Source organism: Hylemonella gracilis ATCC 19624 (genome assembly GCF_000211835.1).
Taxonomy (GTDB): domain Bacteria; phylum Pseudomonadota; class Gammaproteobacteria; order Burkholderiales; family Burkholderiaceae_C; genus Hylemonella; species Hylemonella gracilis.
Genome location: NZ_AEGR01000042.1, coordinates 170,347 through 185,421 on the forward strand (window position 1 = coordinate 170,347; position 15,075 = coordinate 185,421).

Here is a 15,075-nt window from a genome sequence, read left to right on the forward strand (position 1 = left end):
ATGGCCAGGCTGCGCGCGAGCGCAAAAGCTTGATTTATTTGAGAAAACCGGAAGGCAAGATCACCGCAGATTATAGATTTGAGCCGCCTGAGGACCCGCTCAAGCCAACCAACCGTCCCATACCAGCTTGCAGCCCGTCAGCGCCATGCCCCAGTAGACCAGGCGGTAAAACAGTTTCTGGTCGATGCGCTTGGCGATGTTCACACCGATCCACACGCCCAGCGGCGCCAAAGGCAGCAAGGCCAGGGAGGTGGCCAAGTTGCGCATGTCCAGCAGGCCGAGCCAGGCGTACGGCGCCCATTTGCTCAGGTTCACCACGAAGAACAGGTAGGCCATCGTGCCCGTGAAGACCAAGGGCGCGAGACGCAAGGGGATCGCGTAAGCGTTGATCGGCGGACCGCCCGCGTGCGACACGAAGCTCGTGAAGCCGCCCGTGGCCGTCAGCACCGCACCCAACCAGCGCGGCGGGGGTGCGCTGTCGGGTCGGGGCGGGAACAGCAGACGCTGAGCCAGGAACAAGAGCGTGAACAAGCCCACCAGGCCCGCGACCAAACGCGCGTCCAGCAGACGGAACAGCAGTGTGCCCGCGGCCACGCCCACCAGCGCACAGGGCAGCATGAACCGCAGCAGACGCCAATCGACGTGCTGGCGAAAGGCCCACAGGCCGAGCAGGTCCATCACCAGCAGGATGGGCATGAAGATGGCCGCGGCCTGTGGCACGGGCACGGCCAACGCCATCAAGGGCACGGCCAGGGAGCCAAAACCCGCGCCGAAGCCGCTCTTGCTGACACCCATCAGCAGCACGGCGGGAATGGCGACGGCGTAGAAGGCCGGATGGGTGATCAGAGGGAAGGTCGAGAGAAAGGAAGACAAAGTCATGCAGGGGGACGCAAAGAAGGAAGTGAGAGAATGCCACGCACTCGTTAGCCGGAGATCATCCCATGGACATGAAAGCCTCACCTCTCTCCCTGCTCAAGGACCCGTCCCTGCTCAAGACCGACGCGCTCATCCATGGCCAATGGGTCAAGGGCGCCGCGGCCACGCGCTTCGACGTGCACGACCCGGCGACAGGACAGAAACTGGCCGACGTGGCCAACCTGGGCCCCAAGGATGCCGAGGCCGCCATCGCCGCTGCCGACAAGGCCTGGCCGGCCTGGCGCGCCAAGACCGGCAAGGAGCGCAGCATCATCCTACGCAAGTGGTTCGATCTGCTGATGGCCAACCAGGACGACCTGGGCCGCCTGATGACCGCCGAGCAAGGCAAGCCCTACGCGGAGGCCAAGGGCGAAGTCGCCTACGGGGCGAGCTTCGTTGAATGGTTCGCCGAGGAGGCCAAGCGCGTCAACGGCGAGACGCTGCCGCAGTTCGACAACAACCGGCGCCTCCTGGTGCTGCGCCAGCCCATCGGCGTGTGCGCGGCCATCACACCCTGGAACTTCCCCCTGGCGATGATCACGCGCAAGGTCGCGCCGGCCCTGGCTGCGGGCTGCCCGGTGGTCATCAAGCCGGCCGAGCTGACGCCATTGACCGCCCTGGCCGCCGCCGAGTTGGCGGTGCGCGCGGGCATTCCGGCGGGCGTGCTCAACGTGGTCACGGCCGACGGCGCCAACTCCATCGCCGTGGGCAAGGTGTTCTGCGCCAGCGAAACCGTGCGCCACATCAGCTTCACCGGCTCGACCGAGGTGGGACGCATCCTGATGCAGCAAAGCGCGCCCTCGGTCAAGAAACTCAGCCTGGAGCTGGGCGGCAACGCGCCCTTCATCGTCTTCGACGATGCCGACATCGACAGCGCCGTGGAAGGTGCCATCGCCAGCAAGTACCGCAACGCGGGTCAGACCTGCGTCTGCGCCAACCGCATCTACGTGCAAGACGGTGTCTACGACGAATTCGTGCAGAAATTCGCGGCCAAGGTGAAGACCTTCAAGGTCGGCAACGGCTTCGAGGACGGCGTGGTTCAGGGCCCGCTGATCGAAGACGCAGCGGTCGAGAAGGTGCGCCGCCATGTCGCGGACGCCGTCGCCAAGGGCGGCAAGCTGCTGGCCGGCGGCAAGAAGCTGGACGGCCAGTTCTTCGAGCCCACCGTCGTGGCCGAGGCGACGGCTGACATGCTCTGCGCCACCGAGGAGACCTTCGGCCCCTTCGCGCCCGTGTTCCGTTTCAAGACCGAGCAGGAGGCGATCACCGCGGCCAACGCGACCATCTTTGGGCTGGCCAGCTACTTCTACAGCCGCGACATCGGCCGCATCTTCCGCGTCAGCGAGGCGCTGGAGTACGGCATGGTGGGCATCAACGCCGGCATCATCGCCACCGAGCACGTGCCTTTCGGCGGCGTCAAGCAGTCCGGCCTGGGCCGCGAGGGCTCCAGCCACGGCATCGACGAGTACGTGGAGATGAAATACCTCTGCCTGGGCGACATCCTGAAGTAAGAGGCCTCTGAGGCCACCGCGCGCACGTTAGAATGCGCGCCTGCTTCGGCAACGCGGGTGTAGTTCAATGGTAGAACGGCAGCTTCCCAAGCTTCATACGAGGGTTCGATTCCCTTCACCCGCTCCAGAATGAACAACGGCCCAGGGCATCGCCCCTGGGCCGTTTTTGTTGGTGGGCTCACCATGGTGGGCTGCTGACATTACCTGCCGCGCTGATTCGGCGGAAATCAGAGGCCTCGCGCCTGCGGTCATTCTAGGTAGCAGGCCCGTTGGGCCATGGCGCCCCTGTCCGAGTGACTGTGACCGCGCCCGGGACCCCGCGCCGATGGACGGGGATCAGAAAGCACCCGGGCGCGCGGAGCGGCCCGAGCTGGGGGGGTGCTTGAACAGCGCGGTGAGCGCGACCAGGCAGTCGCGCGCAGCCACCTCGCCTTGACGGACGGCGATCACGTTCATCAGACCGGGACGCAGGTACCAGAGGGTGTCCAGGTCGGGCGCGGAACGCAACTGACGCTGCAGCAGGTCCACCTGCTCGTCCACCCGGGTGCCATGCGCCTCAGGCTGCGCGCCGGGCAAGCCGGCAGGCGCGGCGATGGCCTTGTCCCACGTATCGCCTGCGGGGCCGGCCGTCATCGCGGGCCTGGTCAGGCTCGCCTGCATGGCACCGGACATGGCCATCCGAACCCGCTCTAAAGCCACTGTGTTGCCCTTGCTGTCGGTCTGGGCAGCGGCACCTGCGGCTTGCAATTTCCGTCCCTGTTTCTGGGAGCGTGAGGACCGCGACAGCATGAGGAATCTCTTCGGGCTGGGCAACATGGCAAGAGGAACAAGAAAAGCACACAAACCGCAAGTACGTTGAGGCAGTAGCCCGAAGAACGGGCATTGCGGCAGCGGACCTGCATGGCCAGGCGGTCGCAAATTTCGCGTCCGCTTGTCTATACACCCTATTAACGGTCATGCAGATCAAAAATAAAGGCCCTGGTGCGGGTGCACCAGGGCCTATTTCTTGCCACCACGCAGCCAGCGTGTCCGGCTGAGGCGCGCGAACGCGAAACCGGTGGCAAGTCAGATCAGAGGGACCCCTGTCTTGCCTTGGATGAATTCGCGTGTCACGCCCGGGGCCAGCTCGACCAGCTTCAAGCCCTGAGGCGTCACGTCCATGACCCCGAGGTCGGTGATGATGCGGTCGATCACGCCCTTGCCGGTCAGGGGCAAGGTGCACTCGGGCAGGATCTTGAACTCCTCGCTGCCATCCTTTTTCTTGGCCACGTGCTCCATCAGCACGATGCAGCGCGGCACGCCGGCGACCAAGTCCATGGCGCCGCCCATGCCCTTGACCATCTTGCCCGGGATCATCCAATTCGCCAGATCGCCCTGGGCGCTGACCTGCATGGCCCCCAGGATGCTGAGGTTGATCTTGCCGCCGCGGATCATGGCGAAGCTCTCGTGGCTGCCAAAAATGCTGGTGCCCTTGATGGTGGTGACGGTCTGCTTGCCGGCATTGATCAGGTCCGGGTCCACCTCGTCCTCCGTGGGGAAGGGGCCGATGCCCAGCATGCCGTTCTCACTCTGCAGCCACACCTCCATGCCCTCGGGCACGAAATTGGCCACCAGGGTCGGCATGCCGATGCCGAGGTTCACGTAAAAGCCGTCCTGCAGCTCCTGGGCCGCGCGCGCGGCCATCTGGTCTTGGGTCCAGGGCATCTTGATCTCCTTGCCTGTCGTCGTCTGGGGTTTGTCTCGTGGCGCTCGCCTGGCCCGCGGGTCAGGCGGCGGCCCGAACCGTGCGTTTCTCGATGCGCTTCTCGGGTGCGGCGTTGAGCACGATGCGGTGCACATAGATGCCCGGCAAGTGCACGTCGTCCGGATGCAGGTCGCCAGTCTCGACGATCTTTTCCACTTCGACGATGCAGACCTTGCCCGCCATGGCCGCGGCCGGGTTGAAGTTGCGCGCGGTCAGGTTGAAGCGCAAATTGCCCGACTTGTCCGCCACGTCCGCCTTCACCAAGGCGACGTCCGGCAGCAGGGCGCGCTCCATCACATAGGTTTCTCCATCGAATTCACGCAGTTCCTTGCCCTCGGCCACCACCGTGCCAACACCGGTCTTGGTGAAGAAGGCGGGGATGCCGGCGCCGCCCGCGCGCAGTTTTTCGGCCAGCGTGCCCTGGGGCGTGAACTCCAACTCCAGCTCGCCAGCCAGGTACTGGCGCTCGAATTCCTTGTTCTCGCCCACGTAGCTGGAAATCATCTTCTTGATCTGCCGTGTCTGCAGCAGCTTGCCCAGGCCGAAATCGTCCACCCCCGCGTTGTTGGAAATGGCGGTCAGGTTCTTGATGCCCGCATCGCGCACCGCGTCAATCAGCGCCTCGGGAATGCCACACAGGCCGAAGCCGCCAACGGCGATGAGCTGGCCGTCGCGCAGCACGCCCTCGATGGCCGCCTTCGCGCTCGGGTAAATCTTGTTCACGATGTTCTCCTTGCTGTTTCTGAATCTGCCGGGCATCTGCCGAATGCCGGACTGCAGCCCGAGACTGTAATCGCGCCGCCTACTTAAGCCGATACGTAGTACTGCCTAAAATCCAGCCCGCATGGACAAGCAGACACAACCCAAGCGACGGCGCGCTTCAGTCCCGGTTCGCGATTCAGGAAGCCCTTCGTTGGACCCAAGCACGAACGTCATGGACGCCGCCATCGACTACCGCCTGGCCTTCGACTACGCCCCCATCGGCATGGTGCTGTCGCGCCAGCGTGTCATCCAGGACTGCAATCGACGCGTCTGCGAGATCTTCGGCACGGAGCGGGAACGGCTGATCGGCCAATCCTTCGCCCTGCTCTACCCCAGCACCGACGAGTTCGAGCGCATCGGCGCGCGCATCAACGCCCGCATGGACGCCCACAGCACCTACGCGGACGACCGGATCATGCGGCGCGTGGACGGGCGGCACCAAGGTGAGTTGTTCTGGTGCCACGTCACCGGCCGCGCGCTCGACCCGACCCAGCCGCTGGGCCCGGGCATCTGGACTTTCGAGGATCTGAGCGCGCACCGCCCGGTCAGGGCCGGGCTGACGGCACGCGAACGCGAGGTCGCGGCACGGCTGCTGGAGGGCCTGACGTCCAAGGAAATCGGCAAGGCCCTCGCCATCAGCCACCGCACGGTGGAGATCTACCGCGCGCGCCTGATGCGCAAGTACCAGGCCGGCACCACCGCGGACCTGGTTCTCAAGCTCACCCTGGGCTGAACTGGACGCAGACTCAGAACGTCTCCCAATCGCCCTCCGCGTCCTTGCCACCCGTGGGCGGCGGCGCAGCCTTGGGTCTGGTGGCCGCTGCAGCGGCTTTGTCGGCGCGGGCCCCGGTGTCAGCCGGCGAGGCACGTCGCGCGGCAGAAGGTATGCGCCGGGATGCGGCGCCAGGTGCCGCCGTGGGCTTGTTGGTTTGGGCGGTGGCCGAGGAAGACGCCGGCAGGGAACCGGCCGTAGGCGTCAACGATGCGGAGGACGCGGACGCCCCCAAGGACGACACCGGCCGGGCACGCGGGGCCGCAGCTGCGGCAGCACCTCGGGCCGAAGGCGGCAAGCGCCCCTCCTTGCCCTCGCCATCACCGCTGCCCAGGCGAAACACGGCCATCATGCGGGCGAGGCTCTGGGCCTGCTCGCGCATGCTGCCCGCGGCGGCGGCGCTTTCCTCGACCAAGGCGGAGTTCTGCTGGGTCATCTGGTCGAGCTGGGCGACGGACTGGTTCACGCCCGCGATGCCTTGGCTCTGCTCGTGGGTGGCGGCGTGGATCTCGGCGATGATGTCCGCGACGCGCTTGACCGAGGTGACGATCTCGTCCATGGTCTGGCCGGCGTTGGCCACCAGGCGGCTACCACTCTCGACCTTCTGAACCGAAGCGCCGATCAGGGCCTTGATCTCCTTGGCCGCCTCCGCGCTGCGGCCCGCCAGGGCCCGCACCTCGCTGGCCACCACCGCGAAACCGCGGCCCTGCTCGCCCGCGCGCGCCGCTTCCACTGCCGCGTTGAGCGCCAAGATATTGGTCTGGAAGGCAATGCCGTCGATCACGTTGATGATGTCGGCGATGCGCTTGCTGCTGTCATTGATCTCGCCCATGGTGCTGACCACCTCGGCCACCACCACGCCGCCGCGGCCAGCCACCTCGGCCGCCGTCGTGGCCAGTTGGTTCGCCATGCTGGCGCTGTTCGAGGTCTGCTGCACCGTGCTGGTCAGCTCCTCCATCGCGGAGGCCGTGGCCTGCAGACTGCCGGCTGTCTGTTCGGTGCGATGGGACAGGTCGGCGTTGCCCTGAGCGATCTCGCTGGACGCGGTGGTGATGCTGTCAGTCGCCGAGCGCACCTCGCTCACGAGATGGCGCAAGGACCCCACCATCTGAGCCAGACCGCCCATCACGCTGCCCGGCGCGGCGGGCGGGATCTGCACGCCCAGGTCCCCCTGGGCGATGCGCGCCATCACCTCGTAGGCCTCGCTGGGCTCGCCGCCCACCTGGCGGATCACCGATCGGCCCACCGACCAGCCGATGCCGCCCACGATCAACAGCACCACCAGCAACTGCAGGCCACCAGTCAGGTACAGGCGAGCCTTCATGGCATCGATGTCGTCGGTGTACAGACCCGAACCCAGCATCCATTCCCAGCCCGGCACGCGCACCACGTACTGCAGCTTGGGAGAGGGCACGGTGGCGCCAGGCCGGGCGAATTCGCCCATCTCCATGGCGGTGTTGTCCTTGCTGGCCCGCAAGGCGCCAGTCAGGGTGGCGATCACGTCCTTGCCCTGGCCGTCCTTGAGCTTGCCCATCATGTTCTGGCCTTCGAAATCCTTGCGGATGGGGTGCACAACCCCGGTGCCATCCATGGTGTAGATGTAGAAGTACTCGACGTTGCCCGCCCCGTAACGGGAGACGCGCACCGCCTCCGCGGCGGCCTTCTGCGCGTCTGCCACGGTCATCTCGCCCTTGTCGGCCTTGCTCTTGTAGGCATTGACGATGCTGTGAATGGATTGCACGGCGGTCGCCAACTGCTCCGTGCGGGCTTCCATCACGCGCCGGCTCGCAGCCAAGGTGGACGTGACGATCAGCACGGCCACCGCAAGCAGGGCCGCCCCCACGATGACGCCAATCTTCTGCTTGAAACTCAGGTTCATGGGATGGCCTCCGAGCCAACAAAGAGAAAAATCAAGGTCCGTGCGACGAGGGTCGTGCGCGACTTGCAGCGACCACTCACGCGGACGGGCAACGCGCCATGCACGGCGTGGACGTGCGCATACCCCACCCTGGACCTGTCCCTATATCGGCAATCCACCACACAAACTGACGGCAGACATCGCGGAACGCGGTAGGGTCGCGCGGCAAAACAGCAAATCGAACGATCGTGCTATTTTTTGAAGCCTGAGCTCGAAGCACCTTAGAATCGGACCGCGCGCTTGAGCACAAGCACCCCTGAGACGACCCACAGGACAAGACACAGCCCATGACGAACCAAGACATCCTCTCCCAGTACGGCCCGCGCGAAGCAATGGAATACGACGCGGTCGTCGTGGGCGGCGGGCCGGCCGGCCTGGCCACCGCCATTCGTCTGAAACAGCTTGCGGCCGAAAAAGGCCAGGACGTTTCCGTTGTCGTGCTGGAAAAAGGCGGAGAGCCTGGCGCCCATATCCTTTCCGGCGCTGTCATGGACCCGCGCGCCCTTCAGGAACTCTTTCCCGACTGGAAGGAACGCGGCGCGCCGCTGAACCAGCCTGTCACGGGCGACGACGTGCTCTTCCTCTCCGAAAAGGGCGCCAAGCGCACGCCCGACTTCCTGGTGCCGGACAACTTCCACAACCAGCGCAACTACGTCGTCGCGCTGGGCTTCGTCACGAAATGGCTGGGCGAACAGGCCGAGGCTTTGGGCGTGGAAATTTTCCCCGGCTTCGCCGCCGCCGAAGTGCTGTACAACGACGACGGCTCGGTCAAAGGGGTGGCGACCGGCAATTTGGGTGTCGGCAAGAACGGTGAACCCACCGACAGCTTTCAGCTCGGCATGGAATTGCATGCCAAGTACACCGTCTTCGCGGAAGGTGCACGCGGCCATTTGGGCAAGCAGGTCATCGCGAAATACAAGCTGGACGAGGGCAAGGACCCGCAAAGCTATGCCATCGGCATCAAGGAACTCTGGGAAATCCCCGCCGACAAGGCCAAGCCGGGCCGCGTGGTGCACACCGCCGGCTGGCCCATGGACAACAGCACCTACGGCGGCGGCTTCCTCTACCACCTGGAAGGCAACAAGGTCACGCTGGGTTTCGTCACCGGCTTGGACTACCAGAACCCCTGGCTCAGTCCCTTCGAGGAAATGCAGCGCTGGAAAACCCACCCCGCGATCTGCGAACACATCCAAGGCGGCAAACGCATCGGTTATGGCGCACGGGCCATCACGGCCGGTGGCCTGCTCTCCCTGCCCAAGACCATCTTCCCGGGCGGTGTGCTCGTGGGCTGCGACGCGGGGTACCTGAACGCCAGCCGCATCAAGGGCAGCCATGCCGCGATCAAGAGTGGCATGCTGGCCGCCGAAGCGCTCTTTGAAGCTGTCACGGTGGGCCGCCAGCACGATGAGCTGACAGCCTATCCGGCCGCGTTCGAGAAGAGTTGGCTGCACCAGGAACTGCACCGCGCACGCAACTTCAAGCAGTGGTTCAAAAAGGGCAGCGTCGTTGGCGCGCTGATGACGGGCATCGAGCACTGGCTGCTGCCCAAGCTGGGCATCAAGAGCCCGCCTTGGACGATCCACCGCAAGGAGGCCGATCACACCCGCCTCAAGCCCGCGGACCAGTGCGAAAAGATCGTCTACCCCAAGCCGGACGGCAAGCTGACCTTTGACCGCCTGAGCAGCGTCTTCATCAGCAACACCAACCACGCCGAAGACCAGCCCGCCCACCTGACGCTCAAGGACGCCAGCGTGCCCGTGAGCGTGAACCTCGCCAAGTACGCCGGCCCAGAGAGCCGCTACTGTCCGGCGGGCGTCTACGAGTTCGTCGAGAAGGATGGCGCCAGCCAATTGGTCATCAACGCGCAGAACTGCGTGCACTGCAAGACTTGCGACATCAAGGACCCGACGCAGAACATCGTCTGGGTCACGCCCGAGGGCGGCGGCGGGCCGAATTACAGCGGGATGTGAACGCGTCTCGGACACTCCGAGCGCCCGGCCTTCCCCATGCGCAATGGGGTCAGGCCACCTGCAAGCGCCGCTGCAGAAAATCCCCCAGCGCGCGCATACGCGCGCTCAGGTGCGTGCCCCGCGCGAGCGCCAGCACCAGCGGATAGGGCTGGGAGTGCACCTGGGGCAGCACGTGAATCAAATGCCCCGCCGCAAGGTCGGCAGCCACATCCAGGCGTGACTTGAGCGCGATGCCGCACCCCGCCACGGCCCACTGCCGCGCCACCAAACCACTGTCGGCACTGCGACGCACGCGTGCCTTCAGGGTGACGGGCTTGCCAGAATCAAGCAGTGCCCAGCGGTGCGCGGGACGGCTGGCGATGCGCAGGCCGATCATCTCGTGCGCGGCCAGATCGTCCAGCCGCTTGGGCGTGCCCGCGCGGCGCAGGTAGGTCGGCGCGGCGACCAGGATGGCGTGGTTGTCCGGCACCAGGGGCCGCGCGATCTGGCCAGGGGCGGCGTCACCGTAGCGGATGGCGGCGTCCACGGGCTCGCGCGCCAGATCGGCCACGCGGTCGCCGATGGCCAAATCGAGCTGCAGCTGCGGGTGCAGCCCCATGAACTCGTCCAGCAGCGGACGCAAGACCTGAGTGCCCAGGTCGGTCGGGACGCCCAGGCGCAGCAGGCCGCGCACTTGGGTGAGCGGCGCGCGCAGTTCGGCCGCCGCCTCGTCGACGGCGCTCAATGCCGCCAGACAGCGCTGCAAAAAGGCCTCGCCTTCCGGGGTTGGGCGCAAGGCCCGGCTGGAACGCATGAAGAGTCGTGCGCCGAGTTGCTGCTCCAGCCGTCGGATCGCCGCCGTGGCGGTGGCATTGAGCAAGCCCTGTTCACGAGCGGCGGCGGCCACACCACCGAGTTCGGCCACGCGCAGGGCCAGGCGCAGGGCACCCAGGTCCAGCCGCTCGGACAACGCCGCCGTCGTGGCGGTCGACGTCTTCATTGACAAATTCCTTTTGTCATTGCCGCAGTATCGCATGGGTGGTTCAGCGTGCGGGTCCGCAAGACACTGGCGGCCATCGCAACGTTTACAGGAGTTCCCATGAAAGCCATCGGCCATTTGCACCCCCTGCCGCTCGACGACGCGCGCGCCTTGATCGAGCTCACCCTGCCGGACCCGGAACCGGGTCCGCACGACCTGTTGGTCCGCGTCCGCGCGGTGTCCGTCAACCCGGTGGACGTGAAAGTACGTGCCGGCATGGCACCCCCGCCTGGCCAGCCGCGCGTGCTGGGTTGGGACGCTGCGGGCGAGGTGCTGGCGATGGGCTCGCAAGTTCAAGGCTTTGCGCCCGGCGACCGCGTCTGGTACGCCGGCGCGCTGCAGCGAGGTGGCAGCAACGCTCCCTTGCAGACCGTGGACGCGCGCATCGTGAGCCGCATGCCGCGCAGCCTGGATTTCGCCGCCGCGGCTGCTCTGCCCTTGACGGGCATCACCGCGTGGGAATTGCTCTTCGACCGTCTGGGCGTGCCGCAGGGCGGAGGCGCCGGTCAACGCTTGTTGGTGGTCGGCGCCGCGGGCGGCGTGGGCTCCATCCTCGTTCAGCTCGCGCGCCAGTTCACGCAGTTGGAAGTGGTGGCCACGGCCTCGCGCACCGACACGCAGGACTGGGTGCGGACACTGGGCGCCCACCACGTCATCGATCACCGCCAGCCACTCGACGAGGCACTGACCTCAGCCGGACTGTCAGGCGGCGTGCACCTGGTGGCCGGCCTCACGCACACCGAGGCGCACTACCCGGCGCTGGTGCGCGCCTTGCGTCCGCAGGGCCGCATCGCGCTCATCGACGACCCGGCGAGCCTGGACGCACGCCCCTTGAAGATGAAAAGCGCCTCGTTGCACTGGGAGTTCATGTTCACGCGCCCGATGTTCGAGACGGAGGACATGGCTGCGCAAGGGCGCCTGCTGACCCAGCTCGCCGAGGCCGTGGACGAGGGCCGTCTGCGCAGCACGGTCACGCGTGACTTCGGTGAACTGTCGGTCGCGACGCTGCGCGAGGCGCATGCCTGGGTCGAAAGCGGCCAGGCCATCGGCAAGGGCGTGCTGCGGGTGGGTTGAAGCTGAGGAGTTGACCGGGGCACGGCAGATAGGCCCGCCCCGGCAAGTGCTTAAGTCCCCTCCCCGCCTCGGGCTTCAGGTATTGCCCAGGTAGTCCTTCTTGCCGATCTCCACCCCGTTGTGCCGCAAGATGGCGTAAGCCGTGGTGACATGGAAGAAAAAGTTGGGCAAGGCGGTGTTCTGCAGATAAGGCAGGCCCTGCAGGCGCTCCTCGCCCGTGCGGCGCTTGAGCACGACTTCACGCGCTTCGCTGCCGTCGATCTGCTCGGGCTTGAACGATTGCAGATAGACCAAGGTCTTGGCGATGCGCTCGTTCAGTTCGGCGAAGGTCTTCTCGTTGTCCTCGTAGACCGGCGGCGTGACGCCCGCCAGGCGAGCCGCGCACCCCTTGGCGGTGTCAGTGGCAATCATGATCTGGTTGCTCAGCGGCAGCATGTCGGGATAAAGACGCGCGCTGGTCAGCACCAGTTCATCGATGCCCTTGGCCTGGGCGTGCGCCTGGGCCTTGGACAGGATGGCATGCAGGTTGCCCAGCATGCGAATGAATACAGGCACGCTGGCCTGGTACATGGACACAGAAGACATGGATGTTGTTCCGTTCAAAAAAGAAAGCGGGATCATGGGGCATCCGAGATTTTTCTGCAGGACCAGTCCTTTAGGCCTACCCGCAAAAGACAAGCCAATCGAGCACGCCTTCCCCGGCCCATTGGAGTGTGGGCAAGGCCTTCGACTTGCTGTACGCTCAGTTCCTGAGCAGTTTCTCCATGTCGATCCAGTTCCTGACCGCATTTTTGATCGTGGGCCAGCACCTCGCGCGCAGCACGCGTGGGCGTCCCTGCGCACCTCCGGTCGCGGCGCTGTCCACGCCGTCGGCTCTCCACGGTTGACGGCGCCAGCCGCGCGCCCAGCCCGGGTGCGCGCCCGTCATTTCACTGGAGATTTCTCATGGCCGATCTGTTTGACAACCCCATGGGTCTGTGCGGCTTCGAGTTCGTCGAATTCGCTTCCCCCACCCCCGGCACGCTCGAACCCCTGTTCGAGAAGATGGGCTTCACCCTCGTCGCCAAACACCGCAGCAAGAACGTGCTGCTCTACCGTCAAGGCGACATCAACTTCATCGTCAACCGCGAGCCCAAGAGTTTGGCCGGGTATTTCGCCGCGGAACACGGCCCGAGCGCCTGTGCCATGGCCTTTCGCGTCAAGGACTCGCACAAAGCCTATCAGCGCGCGCTGGAACTGGGTGCCCAGCCCGTGGAAATTCCCACTGGCCCGATGGAACTGCGTCTGCCGGCCATCAAGGGCATTGGCGGTGCGCCGCTTTACCTGATCGACCGCTATGAAGATGGCAAGAGCATCTACGACATCGACTTCGAGTTCCTGCCGGGCGTGGACCGGCACCCGGTAGGCCATGGCCTGAAGATCGTTGATCACCTGACGCACAACGTCTACCGCGGGCGCATGAGCTTCTGGAGCGAGTTCTATGAGAAGTTCTTCAACTTCCGCGAAATCCGCTATTTCGACATCAAGGGCGAGTACACGGGCCTGACGAGCAAGGCCATGACCGCGCCCGATGGCCTCATTCGTATCCCGCTCAACGAGGAAGCTGGCAAAGGCGGCAATGGCCAGATCGAGGAATTCCTGATGCAGTTCAATGGTGAAGGCATCCAGCACATCGCCCTGCTCACGGACGACTTGATCGCCACCGTCGATGCCTTGCAACTGGCCGGCGTGCCCCTGGCCACGGCGCCCAACGACATCTATTACGAGATGCTCGCGGAGCGCCTGCCGGGTCACGGCGAACCCGTGGGCGAACTGCAAGCGCGCGGCATCTTGCTCGACGGCAACACGCGGGATGGGAAGCCGCGCCTGTTGTTGCAGATCTTCAGCCAGCCTTTGCTCGGACCTGTGTTTTTTGAGTTCATCCAGCGCAAGGCCGACGAAGGATTCGGCGAAGGCAATTTCCGTGCATTGTTCCTCAGCCTGGAACGCGACCAAATCCGGCGCGGCACCTTGAAGGTGGATACACCGTCCGAGGCGCCATCGCAGGCCTGAGTTCAGGCCGACCAGCCCGTTCGCGCACGGGCTGGTTAACCCGAATGCGTGGAGCTGCGCAGTTCAGCGTATAATCCGCCCGTTGTCGCGCCACGCTTACCTGTGCGGCAACTGCAGTCTGACATGGCCAGCGGTTTTCCAACTCCGCCTGCACGGCCTTCAGCCTCGCTACCTCGCTCGACTGGCTCTGTCCCCCGGCCCAGCGTGGTTCGCTCGGTCGTCACACTTCGTCCTCAGCGGCAAGCTTCATCCCCCGGCCCGCACCTTCAACCCCGGACTGGAACACAGCGGCATCCGCCGCAACGCGGCGCCTCGCGCCACGGCCTTTTCTTTATTACGAAGCGCGGCAATAGAACCGCGCGCAAACGATGAACATCCATTTGGAAAACGCTTTCCCGGTAGGCAAATACCTTGTCTCCCCCCTGACCCGTCAAACCGAGTCCGGCCGCTACACGGCCCATGTCTCGATCCGCAGCGGCCGCGGCCAAGCCACACATGACCGCGTGCTGGGCTTCTTCCCGGAATTCGGTACGCGCGAGAGCGCGTTGCGCTACGCCGCAGCAGAAGGCCAACGTTGGCTGAAGCAACGGCATTGCAACGCCTGAATTCGGCGTCCCCACACCCACTCAAGCAAAGGATCTCCATGGCCAAAGAAGAACTGATCGAAATGCAAGGCAAGGTCGAGGAAGTGCTGCCCGATTCGCGCTTCCGCGTCACCCTGGAGAACGGCCACAGCCTGATTGCCTACACCGGCGGCAAGATGCGCAAGAACCACATCCGCATCCTCGCTGGCGACAAGGTGTCGCTGGAACTCTCGCCCTACGATCTGGGCAAGGGACGCATCACCTTCCGTCATTTGGAAGCCCGCTCCGGCGGCGCGCCGGCTCGACCCCGGCGCACCTTCCGCTGAACCACTCACCCCATCCTGGATGGTTTTCAAACCAAGACCATCTTTTCCCCGCGTCAATATTCCTAGTGAATTCAAGACGCTTTTTCTGAAAGGCTCACCATGAGCAGCAAACTTTACGTCGGCAACCTCTCCTATTCCGTGCGCGACGACGATCTCCAACAGCAGTTCGGCGCCTTCGGCGACGTGCAATCGGCCAAGGTCATGATGGACCGTGACAGCGGTCGCTCCAAGGGCTTCGGCTTCGTGGAAATGGGCAGCGCCGACCAGGCTGAAGCCGCTATCCGTGGCCTGCATGGCCAGAACGTCGGCGGCCGTGACATGGTGGTCAACATCGCTCGTCCGATGGAACCCCGCACCGGCGGCGGCGGCGGCTTCGGCGGTGGCCGTCGCGAAGGCGGTGGCGGCGGCGGTTTCGGCGGCGGTGCCCGC

Annotated in this window: 16 protein-coding genes and 1 tRNA gene; 10 read left to right on the top strand and 7 right to left on the bottom strand. The window is 65.2% G+C overall.

What is annotated here, in order from left to right:
* Nucleotides 1–99: 99 nt before the first annotated feature.
* Nucleotides 100–879 (bottom strand): sulfite exporter TauE/SafE family protein, encoded by a 780-nt coding sequence (locus HGR_RS04820; protein WP_006296993.1) that lies wholly within the window; start codon nucleotides 877–879, stop codon nucleotides 100–102.
* 62 nt (nucleotides 880–941) lie between these two features.
* On the opposite strand from HGR_RS04820, the gene HGR_RS04825 reads away from it, so the two are divergent.
* Nucleotides 942–2,426: an NAD-dependent succinate-semialdehyde dehydrogenase gene (locus tag HGR_RS04825; protein WP_006296994.1), complete on the top strand. Its 1,485-nt coding sequence runs from the start codon at nucleotides 942–944 to the stop codon at nucleotides 2,424–2,426.
* A gap of 53 nt (nucleotides 2,427–2,479) precedes the next feature.
* Nucleotides 2,480–2,553 (top strand) — tRNA-Gly (locus HGR_RS04830).
* Nucleotides 2,554–2,762: 209 nt separating this feature from the next.
* Here HGR_RS04830 and HGR_RS04835 read toward each other — a convergent pair.
* The 3 genes from HGR_RS04835 to HGR_RS04845 form a co-directional block, all read right to left on the bottom strand.
* Nucleotides 2,763–3,098 carry a hypothetical protein gene (locus HGR_RS04835; protein ID WP_138922397.1) on the bottom strand — a complete coding sequence of 112 codons (336 nt, stop codon included), beginning with the start codon at nucleotides 3,096–3,098 and terminating at the stop codon, nucleotides 2,763–2,765.
* Nucleotides 3,099–3,491: 393 nt separating this feature from the next.
* Nucleotides 3,492–4,130: a CoA transferase subunit B gene (locus HGR_RS04840; protein WP_006297003.1), complete on the bottom strand. Its 639-nt coding sequence runs from the start codon at nucleotides 4,128–4,130 to the stop codon at nucleotides 3,492–3,494.
* A 61-nt stretch (nucleotides 4,131–4,191) separates the two neighbouring features.
* Nucleotides 4,192–4,893, bottom strand: coding sequence for a CoA transferase subunit A (locus HGR_RS04845; RefSeq protein ID WP_006297004.1), 702 nt, complete (start codon nucleotides 4,891–4,893; stop codon nucleotides 4,192–4,194).
* Between the two features lie 211 nt (nucleotides 4,894–5,104).
* Between HGR_RS04845 and HGR_RS04850 the strand changes: the two genes are divergently transcribed.
* Nucleotides 5,105–5,665, top strand: a complete 561-nt coding sequence (locus HGR_RS04850; RefSeq protein ID WP_006297005.1) for a LuxR C-terminal-related transcriptional regulator — start codon at nucleotides 5,105–5,107, stop codon at nucleotides 5,663–5,665.
* Between the two features lie 13 nt (nucleotides 5,666–5,678).
* On the opposite strand, the gene HGR_RS04855 is transcribed toward HGR_RS04850, so the two are convergent.
* Nucleotides 5,679–7,583, bottom strand: a complete 1,905-nt coding sequence (locus HGR_RS04855; protein WP_006297006.1) for a methyl-accepting chemotaxis protein — start codon at nucleotides 7,581–7,583, stop codon at nucleotides 5,679–5,681.
* A gap of 326 nt (nucleotides 7,584–7,909) precedes the next feature.
* Between HGR_RS04855 and HGR_RS04865 the strand changes: the two genes are divergently transcribed.
* On the top strand, nucleotides 7,910–9,592 hold the full coding sequence (locus tag HGR_RS04865) for an electron transfer flavoprotein-ubiquinone oxidoreductase (protein WP_006297007.1): 1,683 nt from the start codon (nucleotides 7,910–7,912) through the stop codon (nucleotides 9,590–9,592).
* Nucleotides 9,593–9,641: 49 nt separating this feature from the next.
* Here HGR_RS04865 and HGR_RS04870 read toward each other — a convergent pair whose 3' ends face one another.
* Nucleotides 9,642–10,571, bottom strand: a complete 930-nt coding sequence (locus tag HGR_RS04870; RefSeq protein WP_006297008.1) for a LysR family transcriptional regulator — start codon at nucleotides 10,569–10,571, stop codon at nucleotides 9,642–9,644.
* Between the two features lie 99 nt (nucleotides 10,572–10,670).
* Here HGR_RS04870 and HGR_RS04875 point away from each other — a divergent pair, with 99 nt between their 5' ends.
* Nucleotides 10,671–11,684, top strand: a complete 1,014-nt coding sequence (locus tag HGR_RS04875) for a zinc-binding alcohol dehydrogenase family protein (RefSeq protein WP_006297009.1) — start codon at nucleotides 10,671–10,673, stop codon at nucleotides 11,682–11,684.
* A 75-nt stretch (nucleotides 11,685–11,759) separates the two neighbouring features.
* Here the strand turns inward: HGR_RS04875 and HGR_RS04880 are convergent, their stop codons facing one another.
* On the bottom strand, nucleotides 11,760–12,269 hold the full coding sequence (locus tag HGR_RS04880; protein WP_006297010.1) for a DUF1993 domain-containing protein: 510 nt from the start codon (nucleotides 12,267–12,269) through the stop codon (nucleotides 11,760–11,762).
* Nucleotides 12,270–12,448: 179 nt separating this feature from the next.
* On the opposite strand from HGR_RS04880, the gene HGR_RS17955 reads away from it, so the two are divergent.
* The 5 genes from HGR_RS17955 to HGR_RS04900 form a co-directional block, all read left to right on the top strand.
* Entirely contained in the window at nucleotides 12,449–12,571 is a 123-nt protein-coding gene (locus HGR_RS17955) for a hypothetical protein (RefSeq protein WP_272941487.1), read from the top strand.
* 58 nt (nucleotides 12,572–12,629) lie between these two features.
* A complete protein-coding gene (gene hppD / locus HGR_RS04885; RefSeq protein ID WP_006297012.1) occupies nucleotides 12,630–13,736 on the top strand; it encodes a 4-hydroxyphenylpyruvate dioxygenase in 1,107 nt (368 codons plus the stop codon).
* Nucleotides 13,737–14,104: 368 nt separating this feature from the next.
* Entirely contained in the window at nucleotides 14,105–14,341 is a 237-nt protein-coding gene (locus tag HGR_RS04890) for a hypothetical protein (protein WP_006297013.1), read from the top strand.
* Nucleotides 14,342–14,379: 38 nt separating this feature from the next.
* Nucleotides 14,380–14,646: a translation initiation factor IF-1 gene (gene infA, locus HGR_RS04895; protein WP_006297014.1), complete on the top strand. Its 267-nt coding sequence runs from the start codon at nucleotides 14,380–14,382 to the stop codon at nucleotides 14,644–14,646.
* Nucleotides 14,647–14,745: 99 nt separating this feature from the next.
* Nucleotides 14,746–15,075, top strand: a 330-nt coding sequence (locus tag HGR_RS04900; protein ID WP_006297015.1) for an RNA recognition motif domain-containing protein, incomplete at its 3' end; no start/stop codon positions are given.